The sequence below is a fragment of the Kribbella sp. NPDC002412 genome, from assembly GCF_053592935.1.
In genome coordinates this window covers 1-14,805 of record NZ_JBSFBL010000107.1, presented here as the reverse complement: position 1 = coordinate 14,805, position 14,805 = coordinate 1, and the positions used below count along the sequence as shown (strand labels likewise).

Sequence of the window (14,805 nt, the reverse complement as noted above, 5' to 3'; positions counted from 1 at the left end):
GACCGGTTCGCCACCCACGTGTCGGAGACGCCCGAGCTGGTGCTGGACCGGATGGCACGCCTGCAGCAGGTGCTGCACCCGCAGGCCCTTCTGGTTGTCGTCGAGGAAGGCCTTGATCGCCATCTTCTTCGCCCGGTCGACGATGTTCTGGATCATCGCGCCCGAGTTGAAGTCCTTGAAGTACAGGACCTCCTTGTCGCCGTTGGCGTAGGTCACCTCGAGGAACCGGTTCTCGTCGGCCTCGGTGTACATCCGCTCCACGACGCGCTGGATCATCCCGTTCACGCACTCGCCCTTGTCGCCGCCGAACTCGCTCAGGTCGTCGGTGTGCAACGGCAGGGTGGTGGTCAGGTACTTCGAGAAGATGTCCCGGGCCGCCTCGGCGTCCGGGCGCTCGATCTTGATCTTCACGTCCAGCCGGCCCGGCCGCAGGATCGCCGGGTCGATCATGTCCTCACGGTTCGAGGCGCCGATGACCAGGACGTTCTCCAGGCCTTCGACACCGTCGATCTCACTGAGCAGCTGCGGGACGATGGTGTTCTCCACGTCGGAGGAGACACCGCTGCCGCGGGTGCGGAACAGCGAGTCCATCTCGTCGAAGAACACGATCACCGGCATGCCCTCGGAGGCCTTCTCGCGGGCCCGCTGGAAGACCAGCCGGATGTGCCGCTCGGTCTCGCCGACGTACTTGTTCAGCAGCTCCGGGCCCTTGATGTTGAGGAAGAACGACTTCTGCCCCTCCACCCCGGTCTTCTCGGCCACCTTCTTGGCCAGCGAGTTCGCCACCGCCTTGGCGATCAGCGTCTTGCCGCAGCCCGGCGGGCCGTACAGCAGCACGCCCTTCGGCGGCTTGAGCTCGTGCTCGAGGAACAGCTCCTTGTGCAGGTACGGCAGCTCGACCGCGTCCCGGATCTGCTCGATCTGGCCGGTCAAACCACCGATCTGGGTGTAGTCGATGTCCGGGACCTCTTCGAGGATCAGCTCCTCGACCTCGGACTTCGGGATCTTCTCGTAGACGTACCCGGACCGTGCCTCCAGCAGCAGCGAGTCGCCGGCCCGCAGGGGGATGTCGAGCAGCGGCGACGCGAGCCGCACCACCCGCTCCTCGTCGGCCTGCGCGATCACCAGCGCCCGCTCGCCGTCGGCGAGCAGCTCCTTCAGCATCACCACGTCGCCGACGACCTCGAAGTCGCAGGCCTCGACCACGTTCAGCGCCTCGTTCAGCATCAGTTCCTGGCCGAGCTTGAGCGCGTCCAGGTCAACCGAGGGGCTCGCCGCGACCCGGAGCTTACGGCCTCCGGTGAACACGTCCAGCGTGTCGTCGTCGTTGCGGCCCAGGAAGGTACCGAAACCGGACGGCGGTTGCGCCAGCCGGTCGACCTCCTCCTTCAGGGCGATGATCTTCTCTCGCGCCTCACGCAGGGTCTCGGCCAGCCGCTCGTTCTGAGCGGTGACACTCGCCAAGGAGGCCTGGGTTTCGGACAGCCTGCTCTCGAGCGACCGGCTGTCAGCCGGGTGCTCCAACAACCGACGCCGCAGCGCTGCGACCTCGGCTTCCAGGTACCGGACCTGGTTGCGCAGCTCTGCCGCGGTAGGACTCTCGTCTCCAGCCACGATCATCACCTCACCATGTGGGGCTCGACCCTATGGACCTTACCCAGAAAACCTCACCGAGCAAGCTGAATCCCATCACGTGTCGGTTGCGGATCAATCGGTTGCTCTCGGCATGTCTTCCGAGGTATCCGCACGACTTTCGGCGCGACCCTCGGCAGGAGTCTCGGCACGACGCGGTCCGGCGTAGTCGTCGCCGTACGCTCCGGGGGCCGGGCGGCGCTTCTTGCGGGGTGCCTGGACACCGTGCGCCATCCGGCGCGCGGTCACCAGGAACGCGGTGTGACCCTGCATCCGGTGCCCCGGCCGGACGGCCAGTCCCTCGACGTGCCAGTCCCGCACCAGTGACTCCCAGGCCCGCGGCTCGGTGAACTCGCCATGGGCCCTCAGCGTCTCCACAACGCGGCTCAGCTGCGTCGTGGTGGCCACATAGGCGCAGAACACCCCACCGGGCGACAGGGCCTCTGCGACGGCGTCCACGCACTCCCAGGGCGCCAGCATGTCCAGTACGACGCGGTCGACATCCTGCTCGTTCAGCTTCTCGACCAGATCGCCGACCTCGAGCCGCCAGGCCGGGTGCTCACCACCGAAGAACCCGGTCACGTTCTTGCGCGCGACCTCGGCGAAGTCCTCGCGGCGCTCGAACGAGATCACCTGCCCGTGGATCCCGACCGCGCGCAGCAACGCCGTGGTCAGCGCGCCGGAGCCGGCGCCGGCCTCGACCACCTTCGCTCCCGGGAAGATGTCGGCCATGGTCACGATCTGCGCCGTGTCCTTCGGGTAGATCACAGCGGCGCCGCGCGGCATGGAGACCGAGTAGTCGGCCATCAGCGGACGCAGGGCGAGGTACTCGACGCCGCCCTTCGACTTGATCACGACCGCGTCCGGACCGTCGATCAGGTCGTCGTGCGCGATCCCGCCCTTGGTGGTGTGGAAGATCTTCCCGCGCTCCAGGAACACCGAGTGCCGGCGTCCCTTGGAGTCCTGCAGGGTGATCCACTCGCCCGCCTGCAACGGTCCGTGGTGGACCCCGGAGAACGCCTGGTCAGGGAAGTCACGCAAGTCAGCCATAAGGCGCTCACCTTAACTTTCCGTCACCTGTGGGAGGTAACCCAGGTGACTCACCGGTTGCGGAAGGCGCGTTCCACGTCGGCGGTGGCGAGCACGCCGTACACGGTGCCCGCGGCGTCGAGGACCAGGTACTCCGAGGCCGGGTGCTCGCGCAGCGTCTTCAGGATCTCCTCGCCGGTGTCGTTGATGCCGATGATGTGGCCCGCGCCGATCCGGGTCGCGACCTCGCTGACGTTGGTCCACGGGCGCTGGTTCGGCGCCACGGCATTGACCGCCGACTCCGACACCAGCGCGTGCGGCTTGCCCTCGCCGTCGATCACCACGACCGCCCCGGCCTGCGCCTCGCCGGCCAGCCGGACCGCTTCCGAGATCGGGGTGCCGGAGTGTACGGCGATCGCGCGCCGGGCCAGCGTCCGGACCTGGAGGGCCGGCAACTTCCGCCGCAGCCGGGCCTGCATCAGCGCCGACGTCGACCCCATCCACAGGAAGAAGCCGACCAGCAGCGCGATCAGGAAGTCGATCATCGACGGCTGCCGGCCCCAGATCTCCTCGAGCAGGACGGGTGCCGCGAGCACCGCGATGGCCAGGATCCGGCCGGCCCAGGCGGCCACGATCGTGCCGGTGTGCATGTTGCCGGTGATCTTCCAGACCACCGCCCGCAGCACCCAGCCGCCGTCCAGCGGCAGGCCGGGCAGCAGGTTGGTGACGCCGACGATGAGGTTGGCGATCCCCAGCTCCCAGAGGGCGACGTACCCGACGCCCTCGTCGACCGCGCGGGAGCCCAGCCAGGCCAGCCCGCCGACCACCAGCGAGGCGATCGGGCCGACCACCGAGACGGCGAATTCCTCGAGTGGTGACTTCCGCTCGCCCTCGATGTGCGTGCCGGCCGCGAAGAAGCCGAGGTTGATCTCCGACACCCCGATGCCGAACCGCATCGCCATCAGCGCGTGCGCGAGCTCGTGCACCAGGATCGACAGCGTGAACGCGACCACGAACGCGAACGCGGCCAGGTAGCGCCAGTTGCCCAGGTCGGGGAACTGCTGCCCGATGATGGCGGCGAACCCGACCGCCAGCAGCATCGCCACCGGCAGCCAGGTGAACCGCATGGTCAGCCGGATCCCGCGGACACGACCGAGTACCCAGGTACCGGGCGGCGGCGGGCCGGCCGGCTGGGCGGGGCTCTGAGGATCACGCGCTTCTGGCATCGACCCAACGCTACTTGCCCAGTGGTAACTCCGTGCTACCTACCCGCCGTATTTGCTACCTGCCCCAGCCCACCGCCCCGGTCACACGCCGACGTCGAGCTTGGCGACGTACCCGCTGCTCACGTCGCCGGTGACCGTCGCGAGCTGGTGTACGCCGTCGTCGTCGCCGAACACGTTGTCGTCCTCGAGGGAGGTCTGCTGCATGTTCTGGGCGCTGCCGTCGTACCCGTCGGTCGCGTAGACGGCGTCGCAGACGTCCTTCGGGAAGGCGAGCTGGGAGGTGGCGCTGATCTTGCCGGCCGCGGTGGCCTCGGACAGGCTCGAGTAGACCTCGAAGTGGATGTGCGGCCAGCGGCCCATGTACGCGGCCGGGAAGATCGAGGTGAAGGTGACCTTGCCGTTCGCATCGGCGGCCTGGACGCCGCGCAGGTAGTTCTCGTTGGTGACGCCGTCGGAGTAGAGCGAGTAGCGGCCTTCCGCGTCGCAGTGCCACAGGTACACGGCAGCACCCGCCAGCGGTGTGTCCCTGTCCGCGTCGAGGATGGTCAGCTCGACGGTCAGCGGCACGCCGGTGGCGACCCCGGACGCGGAGCCGAACGACTTGGTGATGTCCTTGCGGACGATGCCGGACTCGGTCAGCACGTTCGGGCCGTTGGACCCGTCGCCCGGGTACGGGCCGGCCGTCTCCTGCGGGATCTCGTCCACCTCGGTCGTGCCGGTCGTCGCGCTGGAAGTCGGGCTGGAAGTCGGGCTGCTGGTGGCGCTCGGGGTGCTCGACGTGGTCGTCGTACCGCTCGTCGTCGCATCAGTGGCTGAGTCGGTGGCGTTGTCGGGCGCGCAGCCGGCAACTGCGGCGAGACCGGCGCCGGCGAAGAGGCCGAGGAAGCGGCGGCGGTGCAGGGTTCCCAGGTCGTACTCCAGACCCAGGTCGTGTTCGCGAGGTGGTTTCGGTGGTGGCGTCATGGGACCAGCCTGGCAAGCGGACCCGATGGTTTGCCGAAAGCCTGCTGGGGGTTTGCTCGGAACGGATTTCCACAGCCGGGGCGGTGCGCACGCGAAGTGTCGGTGCTCTCGCCTAGGGTTTTGGCATGAGCGTCGCAGTCGAAGCTGATCCGCATGTGCATCCGCGCGGGGCGTTGTCGCCGTCCCGTGCCGCGGACTTCATGAGCTGCCCGCTCAAGTACCGGTTCCGCGTGATCGACCGGCTGCCGGAGAAGCCGTCGGCCGCCGCGGTCCGGGGCACTGTGGTGCACGGCGTGCTGGAGCGTTTGTTCGATCTGCCGCGCGGTCAGCGCACGTTGGAGCACGCGGCGGAGATGCTGGAGCCGCAGTGGCAGCAGGTCCTGGCGGCGGAGCCCGAGGTGGCCGAGCTGTTCGCCGAGGATGCGTCCGGCGAGGAGCTGGCCAAGTGGCTCGCCGAGGCGCACCAACTGCTCGGCAAGTACTTCACCCTCGAGGATCCGAACGCGCTGGAGCCGGCCGAGCGGGAGCTGTACGTCGAGACCGAGCTCGACTCCGGGTTGGTGCTGCGTGGGTACGTCGACCGGCTCGACGTCGCCCCCACCGGCGAGATCCGGGTGGTCGACTACAAGACGGGCCGCTCGCCCTCGGAGTTCTTCGAGGCCAAGGCGCTGTTCCAGATGAAGTTCTACGCGCTGGTGCTCTGGCGGCTGCGCGGCGTCGTCCCGGCGATGCTGCAACTGGTCTACCTCGGCAACGGCGAGATCGTCCGCTACGTCCCGGACGAGGCGGATTTGCGCGCTTGTGAACGCAAGGTCTCCGCGCTGTGGATGGCGATCACCCGGGCGCTGGACTCCGGCGACTGGCGCCCCAGCCCCGGCCCGCTGTGCGAGTGGTGCGACCACAAGCCGCTCTGCCCGGCCTGGGGTGGCACTCCCCCGCCGCTCCCCACCCGATCCGTCGAGGAGGTGGCCGTCGAGTCGGCCGGAGTAGACCTCGTGGGCGTCGACGGCTGACCCACCAGCCCCTCCACATCCACCAGCTCCACCACCTCCACGCAGGCCCACCGCCTCCAAACGTCTCGGCGCGCCGCCCAGCCGCGGTGACACCACAGATCCCATCCGGCCCGCCACCCCGCCCACCGCAGACCCGGCCACGGGCCACGGGCCACGCGTTCGGGGGTTGCGGAGGATCTGGTGGGCTTGAACACGCTATTTCCTGTTCACAGCCACGACAGCCCCCCGCAGAGCCACCACTTCCTACCGGGCCCGCCCACGGCGGCCCGCGCGCGGCCACGCGTTCGGGCGGGAGATGTGGTGGGTGGTGCGGAGTGGATGGATGTGGCGGAACCCTCGGCGGATACGGTTCGTCGCATGAGCGTGGCTGTGCGGGCGGTGGGGTTGTGGAAGCGGTACGGCGGTGGCCAGACGCAGGTGGACGCGCTGGCCGACGTGAGCGCCGAGTTCGGCCAGGGCCGGTTCACCGCGATCATGGGCCCGTCGGGCTCCGGCAAGTCGACGCTGCTGCACTGCCTCGCCGGCCTGGACAAGCCGAGCGCCGGGCAGGTGCTGATCGGCGACCTCGACATCACCCGGCTGCCCGAGAAGCAGTTGACGCACCTGCGCAGGGACCGGATCGGGTTCGTGTTCCAGGCGTTCAACCTGGTCCCGACGCTGACCGCGCTGGAGAACATCACGCTCCCGCTCGACCTGGCCGGCCGCAAACCCGACCAGGCGTGGCTCGACACCGTGATCGAGACGACGGGCCTGAAGGACCGCCTCGGCCACAAGCCGTTCGAGCTCTCCGGCGGGCAGCAGCAGCGGGTCGCCTGCGCCCGTGCCCTCGCCTCCCGGCCGGACGTGGTGTTCGCCGACGAGCCGACCGGCAACCTCGACTCCCGGTCGTCGGCCGACGTGCTCGAGTTCCTGCACCGCTCGGTCCGTGACTTCGGCCAGACCGTCGTGATGGTGACGCATGACCCGGCCGCGGCGTCGTACGCGGACCGCGTGCTGTTCCTCGCCGACGGCCGGCTGCGCTCCGAGCTGCTCGACCCGACGGCCGAGACCGTGCTCGACGCGATGAAGCAGCTCGACTCGACCGCTGCAGCGGCCGGCTGATGCTCAAGCTCGGCCTCCGGTCGGTCCTCGCCCACCGGCTGCGGTTCGTGCTGTGCACCGTCGCGGTGCTGCTCGGCATCTCGTTCACCGGCGGCGCGATGGTCTTCACCGACACCCTCGCCGCGGCGTTGAAGAAGAACTTCTCCGGCAGTACGGCGGCCATCACCGTCACCCCCGTCGACCCGGTCGGCGTCCGGTCCGGCCGGCCCGCGACCTTCACGTCCGAGGTGGTCGAGCGGATCGCCGCCGTACCGGGTGTCGCCAGTGCCGACCCCGAACTGCTCGTCAGCGACGTACAGATCCTCGCGCCGGACGGGAAGCCGACCGAGACGCTCGGGCTGCCGACGTACGGCGGGGCCTGGCCGCGGGACGCCCGCACAGCGCCGTTCCGGCTCCTCGAAGGCAAGCCGCCGTGGGGTGAGTCGCAGCTCGCGCTCGACCAGCAGACCGCATCGCGCGCGGGCTACGGCATCGGCGACCAGGTCCGCGTGATCACCCCGAACAAGGCGATCACCGCCGAGCTCACGGCGATCACCAGCCCCACCGTCAGCGGTCCGGCGGCCGGCGCACCACTCGTCACGTTCGATCCGGCGACCGCTCAACGACTGCTCCTCGGCGGACCAGGCTGGACCTCGGTCGGAGTCGCCGTCACCGAAGGCTCCGACCCGGAGGCCGTCAGCCAGGCGATCTCGAAGGCCATCGGCGCCGGAGTCAAGGTGCGCACCGCGGCGCAGGTCGAGGGCGATGGCGAGAACGCCCTCGACGACACGTTCGGTGGCTACACCACGGTCCTGATGCTGTTCGCCGGGATCGCCCTGTTCGTCGGCGCGTTCCTGATCGTCAACACGTTCGCGATGCTGGTCGCGCAGCGGTCCCGCGAGCTCGCCATGCTGCGCGCGATCGGCGCGTCCCGCGGGCAGGTCACCGCGACGGTGCTCGCCGAGGCTCTGGTGATCGGCGTGCTCGGCTCGACGCTCGGCCTGCTGCTCGGCATCGGAGTGGCGGCCGGAATCCGGTTCCTCTACGAGTGGGTCGACCTCGCGATCCCCGAGTCCCCACTGCAGGTCAGCGCCGCCACGATCATCGCGTGCTACCTGATCGGCATCGGAGTCACGGCTGCCTCGGCTTTCCCGGCGGCGCGGCGGGCCGGCAAGCTCCCGCCGATGGCCGCGCTGCGCGACGACGTCGCCCTGCCCGAGCGGTCCATGCTGGTCCGGCTGATCATCGGCGGGTTCATGCTGCTGATGGCGCTGATCCTGTACCTCATCGGTCTGCAGGCCAGCGGGCTCCCCGGCGCGGTCCTGCTCGGCTTCGCGGCCGCGATCACGCTGCTCGGCATGGTCATGACCAGCCCCCTCGTCAGCCGGTACGCCGCACGCGCCCTGCTGCTGCCGTTCGGCCGCCGGGCGGCGGTCACGCTGGGACGCCGGAACGCCGAGCGCAACCCGCGCCGTACGTCGGCCACCGCGTCGGCGCTGATGATCTCGGTCGCCCTGATCAGCGGCCTGATCGTGATCGCGGCGTCGGCCAAGGCATCGATCGAGCAGAGCATCTCCGACGCGATCGGGACGTCCGACCTGGTCGTCAGCACCGACGGCCAGGACCCGTTCAGCCCCGAGGTCGCCGACCGGATCACCAAGGTCGCAGGTGTCGAGTCGGTCCATCGCGTCCGCCGCCAGCAGGCGAAGGTCGGCGACACACCGGTCCAGGTCAGCGGAGTCAGCGACGGCACGCTCGCCGGCCCGGTCACGGCGAAGCTCGACTCCGGTTCGATCGACGGGCTCGGCAAAGGTCAGGCCCTGCTCCCCCGGACGATGGCCAAGACGCTCGAACTCTCGGTCGGCAAGTCGTTCGAGCTGACCACGACGACCGGCAGGCACCGGCTCACCGTCGCCGGCATCCTCGCCCCGAACCGGCAGCTCAACGCGATCGTCCTCTCGCTGCCGACGTACGACGCCGTGGGCGGAGCCCCGACCGACGAGCTGCTGTACGTCGATCTCGCGCAGGGCGCCACCGCCGCGCAGGTCGGCCCGGCCATCCTCGACGGGTTGAAGGACTACCCGACGATCCGGGTCCGCGACCAGCAGGCGTACGTCGACAGCGCGCGCGGACCGGTGAACGTCCTGCTCGGCGTGATCGGGATGCTGCTCGGGCTGGCGATCCTGATCGCGATCCTCGGCATCGTGAACACCCTCGCCCTCGGGGTGGTCGAACGGACCCGCGAGATCGGGCTGCTGCGCGCGATCGGCATGGACCGGCCGCAGCTCAGCCGGATGCTGCGGGTGGAATCGATCGCGATCACGCTGCTCGGTGCGCTGCTGGGGCTCGTGGTGGGTGTTGTCTTCGCGGCGTCGGTGCAGCGGGTGATGGTCGACGACGGCCTGAGTGTGCTGGACATTCCCGTGCTGCAGTTGGTGATCGCCGTTCTGGCCGCCGGAGTCATCGGCGTACTCGCTGCAGTCTGGCCGTCACGCCGGGCAGCACGCCTCGACGTCCTCCAGGCAATCGCCGCGGAGTAAAGCCATAACCCACATTCACGGATAACCTGCGAAGTGTGCCGGGCACTGTGCAGTCCATCGAGCGGGCTGCCGCTGTGCTGCGACTGCTCGCGGCCGCGCCCGATGGGCTCGGGGTCGCCGATCTCGGCAACGCACTCGGTCTCGCGAAGACCACCGTGCACGGGATCCTGCGGACCCTGCACCAGGTCGGGTTCGTCGAGCAGGACCACAGCGGGGCCCACTACCACCTGAGCGACGCCTTCGGGCGGCTCGGCGAGACCTACCTGGACCCGAACGAGCTTCGCAGCCGTGCGATCAACTGGGCCGACTCGCTGGCCGCCCGCAGCGGCGAGGTGGTGCGCGTCGGCCGCCTGGTCGACGGCAAGGTCGTCGTCGTCCACCACGTCTTCCGCCCCGACGACAGCGACCAGGACCTCGACGTCGGTACGACGCTCCCGCCGCACGCCTGCGCGCTCGGCAAGGCCGTGCTGGCGTTCGACACCAGCGGAGCCGCCAAACCGCGGAAGCTGGAGGCCTACACGACCCGGACGATCGTGGACCCGGCCCGGCTGGCCGAGGAGCTCGCCGCGGTCCGGGCCAAGGGGTGGGCCAGTGAGTCCGAGGAGTACATCGTCGAGATGGCCAGTATCGCGGCGCCGATCCGGGGACTCGGCGGGCTGGTGGTCGGCGCGGTGGGGATGACCGGCCGGATCGAGCGGATCTGCGACAGCCGGCTGCGACCGCGCCCGGACCTGGTCGGCATGGTGCGGGCCACCGCCGAGGCCATCGGCCGTGACCTGCGAGAGGACGGCTGATGGTCCAACGGGGGTGGAGACATGGCTGAGCAGTACGTAGCCGCAGTGGACCAGGGGACCAACTCGTCCCGGTGCATCCTCTTCGACCGGCGCGGGCGGCTGGTGTCGGTGGCCCAGCGCGAGCACCGGCAGCTGTTTCCGCGGCCGGGCTGGGTCGAGCACGATGCCGGCGAGATCTGGCGGAACGTGACCCGGGTGGTCCCGGCGGCGGTCCGGCAGATCGGCGCGGAGCCGTCCCAGATCGTTGCCATCGGCATCACCAATCAGCGCGAGACCAGCCTGCTCTGGGACCGCCGGACCGGACACCCGATCGGGCACGCGGTGGTCTGGCAGGACACCCGGACCGACCGCCTCGTCACCGAACTGGCCGGCGACGCGGGCCCGGACCGGTTCGCGGACCTGTGCGGGCTGCCGCTGACGACCTACTTCTCGGCGCCGCGGATCCGCTGGATGCTCGACCACACCCCGGGGCTGCGCCAGCGCGCCGAGCGCGGCGAGGTGCTGTTCGGCACGATGGAGACCTGGCTGATCTGGAACTTCACCGGCGGCGTGAACGGCGGCCTGCACGTCACCGACGTGACGAACGCCAGCCGCACGATGCTGATGAACATCGAGTCCCTGCAGTGGGACGACGAGTTGTTGCGGGCGTTCGACGTACCGCGGGCGATCCTGCCGGAGATCCGGCCGTCGTCCGGGGTGTTCGCGACCGCGACCGAGGTGCTGCCCGGGGTCCGGATCGGGGCCGCGCTCGGGGACCAGCAGGCCGCGCTGTTCGGGCAGACCTGCTTCAGCGCGGGCGAGGCGAAGTGCACGTACGGCACCGGTTCGTTCCTGCTGCTGCACACCGGTCAGGAGATCGTCCGGTCGAAGCACGGCATGCTGACCACGGTCGCGTACCAGATCGGCGACGAGCCGGCGTCGTACGCGCTGGAAGGCTCGATGGCGGTCACCGGGTCGCTGGTGCAGTGGTTCCGCGACGGGCTCGGGCTGATCCACACCGCGGCCGAGATCGAGACGCTGGCCCGGACCGTCGACGACAACGGCGGCGCGTACATCGTGCCCGCGTTCTCCGGTCTGTTCGCGCCGCACTGGCGCAGCGAGGCGCGCGGTGTCATCGCGGGGCTGACCGGCTACATCACCAAGGGCCACCTGGCCCGGGCGGTGCTCGAGGCGACCGGGTTCCAGACCCTCGAAGTCGTCGACGCGATGAACGCCGACTCCGGGATCGCGCTGACCGCGCTGAAGGTCGACGGCGGGATGACGGCGAACAACCTGCTGATGCAGTTCCTCGCCGACCTGCTCGACGTCCGGGTGGTCCGCCCGATGGTCACCGAGACCGTCTCACTGGGCGCCGCCTACGCCGCCGGCCTCGCGGTCGGCTACTGGCCCGACCTCGAAGGACTCCGCAGCAACTGGCACCGCGCCGGCCAGTGGCTCCCGAACATGGACCCGGACCGCCGCGCCACCGAGTACGAGAACTGGAAGTCCGCCGTCCAACGCACCTTCAACTGGATCCGGCCGGAGGACGGACCCGCGCCGTAGCGCGGCACTGGTCGCGATCGGCACGTTGGTTGCCGCGGGCATCGACGTACCGACACAGGTCGCGGTGACCGGCTACCTCCTTGGCGCGAGCTGCGGTTGTCTTAATCGGTGATCGGCGCGGCGTGGGCTTCCTCGAAGCCCGCGGCGGCCAGCCGGTCGAGGGTCTTCTCGAGGACGGCGGTGTCCTCCAGCGTCCGGACCTCGGTGATCCTGCCCCACTTCATCCGCAGGAACTGGTGGACGACGTTCTGGTAGCGCGAGCCGTCCGCGACACCGACGTCGACGGTCACCGCGGTCGCGACCCGGGTGTCCCACGGCCAGCCCGCGACCAGCACGTCCTGGACGTCGAACCGGGTGTCGGGCAACAGCCGGAAGCAGCGCTCCCACCATCGCCGCAACGCGTCATGAGTGTGCCGCTCGCCGGACAACGCGTGGTCGCCGTAGAACCGGTAGGTGAAGGACGGCGCCATCCCCGCCACCATCGCCTCCCAGTTGCCGGCGCTGATCTCCGCGAACGCCTTCCGCACCTGCTGGGCCACAAATCGGTGGTACATGTCCCCACCCTAGGGATAGTGAGTTCAATGACGCAACTGACTACGATGGTGAGATGCGGAACACCAGCTTCGCCTCGATGCACTGCTCACTCGCCCAGTCGCTGGAGATCATCGGCGATTGGTGGACGCCGCTCGTGCTGCGCGATCTGTACCTCGGGCTCGACCGGTTCGACCAGCTCGTGACCGACCTCGGCGTCTCCCGCAACCTGCTCACCGACCGGCTCGGCACGCTGATGGACGGCGGGCTGGTCACGCGTACGCCGTACCAGGAGAACCCGGTGCGGTACGCGTACGCGCTGACCGAGGCGGGGCGTGAGCTGGTCCCGATCCTGCTGGCGCTGACCGCCTGGGGCGACCGGCACGCGACCCCGCCGGCGGGTCAGCCGATCCGCTTCACCCACGACACCTGCGGAAAGGTGACGACGGCAACGGTCTGCTGCTCGGAGTGCGGCGCGGCGCTCGCGGCGGACCAGGTCACTCCATCCCCCGGCCCAGGCGGTCGAACTGCCCCTGGGACGGCGCTGGTCGCCACCGTCCTCGCAGCAGCTGAACGCTGATCACGATCGTCCAGATCCAGTAGAGCGCGTACGGGATCAGCCAGATCGAGGTGGTCCAGAACGCGCGGCCGGCCAGGAAACCGACCGCCGCCACCAGCGCCACCCATCCCAGCCAGGCCGGCAGCGCCCGCGTCGAGACGATGATCCAGCCCGCGGCGAACAGGAAGCTGGCCAGCGCGAGCCAGGCGTTGGCGAAGCCGAGGTTGCCGTCGTCGTACGCCAGCCGGGCCAGCTGTGGATCCACGCCCTCGTCGACCCGGAACCCGGCGAGGTCCCACCCCGGCCGCATCACCAGGATCACGTAGGCGAGACCCGACGCCAGCGCGGCGACCGATCGCCACGGCGGGTTGCCCTCGGCGGACCGGAGCACCGCCCAGAAGCCGGCGAAGAACCACAACAGCGCCAGGATCGCGAGCAGCCCGAGGAACGAGCCGATCGGGTAGAGCGTGTCGTTCCGCGTCTCGAAGAAGCTCAGGATCTCCTCGCCGGACGCGTCGAACGCCGGTTCCCCGCCGCCGGCCTGCACCAGCGCCTGGCTGACCGCGACCAGCACGAACCCGGCCAGACCGGCCATGCCGGTGGTGACGGACATCGTCCGCCAGGCCCCGTTGTCCCCCATGTGCCCTCCCCAGGCTCACCCACTTCCGAGTAAGCCACGGGGAGGACCGGAGCGTCCAGAGGTCAGGCGGGCGAGACGATGTCCGGGGCTTCCAGGCGGACCTTGTCGGCGGACTCGTCGTCGGGCTGGTCCTGGGAGTCCCGCTCGGACTGGACCCGGCGGAGGTAGTAGGACACCTCGCGCTCGACCGTCGCCTTGTCCCAGCCGAGGACCGGGGCCATCAGCCGCGCCGCGGCCTCGGCCGCGCCGACCCCGCGGTCCCAGGCCTCGATGGAGATCCGGGTCCGCCGGGCCAGGACGTCGTCGAGGTGGCGGGCGCCCTCGGCCTTGGCGCCGTACACGATCTCGGCCTTCAGGTAGTCCTGGGTGCCGGGCAGTTGCTCACCCAGCGACGGGTCCGCCTCGACGAGCGCCAGCACCTCGTCGATCAGGGCGCCGTACCGGTTGAGCAGGTGCTCGATCCGGGCCACGTGCAGGCCGGAGCGCCGCGCGATCAGGTGCCGCTGGTTCCAGAGCGCGTGGTAGCCGTCGGCACCGATCAGCGGGATGTTCTTGGTGGTGCACTTCGGCACCCGCCCGTCCAGGGCGTTGGCGACCGCGTCGATCGCGTCCTTGGCCATCACCCGGTACGTCGTGTACTTGCCACCGGCAACCACGACGAGACCCGGCGCCGCGTGCGCGACGACGTGCTCGCGGGACAGCTTCGACGTGCTCTCCGACTCACCGGCCAGCAGCGGCCGCAGCCCGGCGAACACGCCCTCGACGTCTTCCCGGGTCAGCGGCGTGGTCAGCACCGCGTTCACGTGGTCGAGCAGGTACTCGATGTCCTTGCTGGTCGCGGCCGGGTGCGCCTTGTCCAGGTTCCAGTCGGTGTCCGTGGTCCCGATCAGCCAGTGCCGGCCCCACGGGATGATGAACAGCACGGACTTCTCGGTCCGCAGGATCATCCCGCTGCTGGACTGGATCCGGTCCTTCGGAACCACCAGGTGGATCCCCTTCGACGCCCGGACGTGGTACTGGCCCCGCTCGCCGACCATCGCCTGGGTGTCGTCGGTCCACACCCCGGTCGCGTTCACGACCTGCTTGGCCCGGACCTCGAACTCCCGGCCGCTCTCCAGGTCCTTGGCCTGCACCCCGGTCACCCGCTCGCCCTGCCGCAGGAACCCGGTGACCTTGACCCGGTTCGCGACATGGGCGCCCGGCCCAGTTGGCGTTGCGGGCCTTGCACGTGGTGTTCGGGAGCGACCGGTACGGCG

Annotated in this window: 13 protein-coding genes; 6 read left to right on the top strand and 7 right to left on the bottom strand. The window is 69.9% G+C overall.

The annotated features are described in order from the left end of the window. The 4 genes from arc to ACWCOV_RS40540 form a co-directional block, all read right to left on the bottom strand. Positions 1-1,620 (bottom strand): proteasome ATPase (arc, locus tag ACWCOV_RS40555; RefSeq protein WP_449834705.1); only part of this gene is annotated, 1,620 nt, incomplete at its 3' end. Between the two features lie 87 nt (positions 1,621-1,707). Beyond that, complete coding sequence (locus ACWCOV_RS40550; RefSeq protein ID WP_449834704.1) at positions 1,708-2,682, bottom strand: tRNA (adenine-N1)-methyltransferase; 975 nt, start codon at positions 2,680-2,682, stop codon at positions 1,708-1,710. Between the two features lie 50 nt (positions 2,683-2,732). After that, positions 2,733-3,887 carry a site-2 protease family protein gene (locus tag ACWCOV_RS40545; RefSeq protein WP_449834703.1) on the bottom strand — a complete coding sequence of 385 codons (1,155 nt, stop codon included), beginning with the start codon at positions 3,885-3,887 and terminating at the stop codon, positions 2,733-2,735. An 81-nt stretch (positions 3,888-3,968) separates the two neighbouring features. After that, positions 3,969-4,850, bottom strand: coding sequence for an intradiol ring-cleavage dioxygenase (locus ACWCOV_RS40540; protein WP_449834702.1), 882 nt, complete (start codon positions 4,848-4,850; stop codon positions 3,969-3,971). 125 nt (positions 4,851-4,975) lie between these two features. Between ACWCOV_RS40540 and ACWCOV_RS40535 the strand changes: the two genes are divergently transcribed. The 5 genes from ACWCOV_RS40535 to glpK all read left to right on the top strand — a co-directional run bounded on the left by ACWCOV_RS40535 (position 4,976) and on the right by glpK (position 11,819). Further along, a complete protein-coding gene (locus tag ACWCOV_RS40535; protein WP_449834701.1) occupies positions 4,976-5,863 on the top strand; it encodes a RecB family exonuclease in 888 nt (295 codons plus the stop codon). A 357-nt stretch (positions 5,864-6,220) separates the two neighbouring features. Continuing rightward, positions 6,221-6,964, top strand: coding sequence for an ABC transporter ATP-binding protein (locus tag ACWCOV_RS40530; RefSeq protein ID WP_449834700.1), 744 nt, complete (start codon positions 6,221-6,223; stop codon positions 6,962-6,964). Beyond that, positions 6,964-9,483 carry an ABC transporter permease gene (locus ACWCOV_RS40525; RefSeq protein ID WP_449834699.1) on the top strand — a complete coding sequence of 840 codons (2,520 nt, stop codon included), beginning with the start codon at positions 6,964-6,966 and terminating at the stop codon, positions 9,481-9,483. Before ACWCOV_RS40530 ends, ACWCOV_RS40525 begins: the two co-directional genes overlap by 1 nt. A 35-nt stretch (positions 9,484-9,518) precedes the next feature. Then, positions 9,519-10,277 (top strand): IclR family transcriptional regulator, encoded by a 759-nt coding sequence (locus ACWCOV_RS40520; protein WP_449834698.1) that lies wholly within the window; start codon positions 9,519-9,521, stop codon positions 10,275-10,277. 21 nt (positions 10,278-10,298) lie between these two features. Then, positions 10,299-11,819 (top strand): glycerol kinase GlpK, encoded by a 1,521-nt coding sequence (gene glpK / locus ACWCOV_RS40515; protein WP_449834697.1) that lies wholly within the window; start codon positions 10,299-10,301, stop codon positions 11,817-11,819. A gap of 101 nt (positions 11,820-11,920) precedes the next feature. On the opposite strand, the gene ACWCOV_RS40510 is transcribed toward glpK, so the two are convergent. Next, positions 11,921-12,373 carry a nuclear transport factor 2 family protein gene (locus ACWCOV_RS40510; protein WP_449834696.1) on the bottom strand — a complete coding sequence of 151 codons (453 nt, stop codon included), beginning with the start codon at positions 12,371-12,373 and terminating at the stop codon, positions 11,921-11,923. Between the two features lie 53 nt (positions 12,374-12,426). On the opposite strand from ACWCOV_RS40510, the gene ACWCOV_RS40505 reads away from it, so the two are divergent. Continuing rightward, positions 12,427-12,930, top strand: a complete 504-nt coding sequence (locus ACWCOV_RS40505) for a winged helix-turn-helix transcriptional regulator (protein WP_449834695.1) — start codon at positions 12,427-12,429, stop codon at positions 12,928-12,930. Here ACWCOV_RS40505 and ACWCOV_RS40500 read toward each other — a convergent pair. Then, the gene (locus ACWCOV_RS40500) at positions 12,848-13,549 is read right to left on the bottom strand and encodes a hypothetical protein (protein WP_449834694.1); all 702 of its coding nucleotides are present in this window, start codon (positions 13,547-13,549) and stop codon (positions 12,848-12,850) included. The genes ACWCOV_RS40505 and ACWCOV_RS40500 overlap by 83 nt on opposite strands. A 62-nt stretch (positions 13,550-13,611) precedes the next feature. Next, the coding region (locus tag ACWCOV_RS40495; protein ID WP_449834693.1) for a glycerol-3-phosphate dehydrogenase/oxidase at positions 13,612-14,805 on the bottom strand (1,194 nt) is incomplete at its 5' end.

Coding starts and splice junctions, on each gene's coding strand:
- ACWCOV_RS40550 (WP_449834704.1), bottom strand. CDS start 2,682: ATGGCTGACTTGCGTGACTTCCCTGACCAGGCGTTCTCCGGGGTCCAC.
- ACWCOV_RS40545 (WP_449834703.1), bottom strand. CDS start 3,887: ATGCCAGAAGCGCGTGATCCTCAGAGCCCCGCCCAGCCGGCCGGCCCG.
- ACWCOV_RS40540 (WP_449834702.1), bottom strand. CDS start 4,850: ATGACGCCACCACCGAAACCACCTCGCGAACACGACCTGGGTCTGGAG.
- ACWCOV_RS40535 (WP_449834701.1), top strand. CDS start 4,976: ATGAGCGTCGCAGTCGAAGCTGATCCGCATGTGCATCCGCGCGGGGCG.
- ACWCOV_RS40530 (WP_449834700.1), top strand. CDS start 6,221: ATGAGCGTGGCTGTGCGGGCGGTGGGGTTGTGGAAGCGGTACGGCGGT.
- ACWCOV_RS40525 (WP_449834699.1), top strand. CDS start 6,964: ATGCTCAAGCTCGGCCTCCGGTCGGTCCTCGCCCACCGGCTGCGGTTC.
- glpK (WP_449834697.1), top strand. CDS start 10,299: ATGGCTGAGCAGTACGTAGCCGCAGTGGACCAGGGGACCAACTCGTCC.
- ACWCOV_RS40510 (WP_449834696.1), bottom strand. CDS start 12,373: ATGTACCACCGATTTGTGGCCCAGCAGGTGCGGAAGGCGTTCGCGGAG.
- ACWCOV_RS40505 (WP_449834695.1), top strand. CDS start 12,427: ATGCGGAACACCAGCTTCGCCTCGATGCACTGCTCACTCGCCCAGTCG.
- ACWCOV_RS40500 (WP_449834694.1), bottom strand. CDS start 13,549: ATGGGGGACAACGGGGCCTGGCGGACGATGTCCGTCACCACCGGCATG.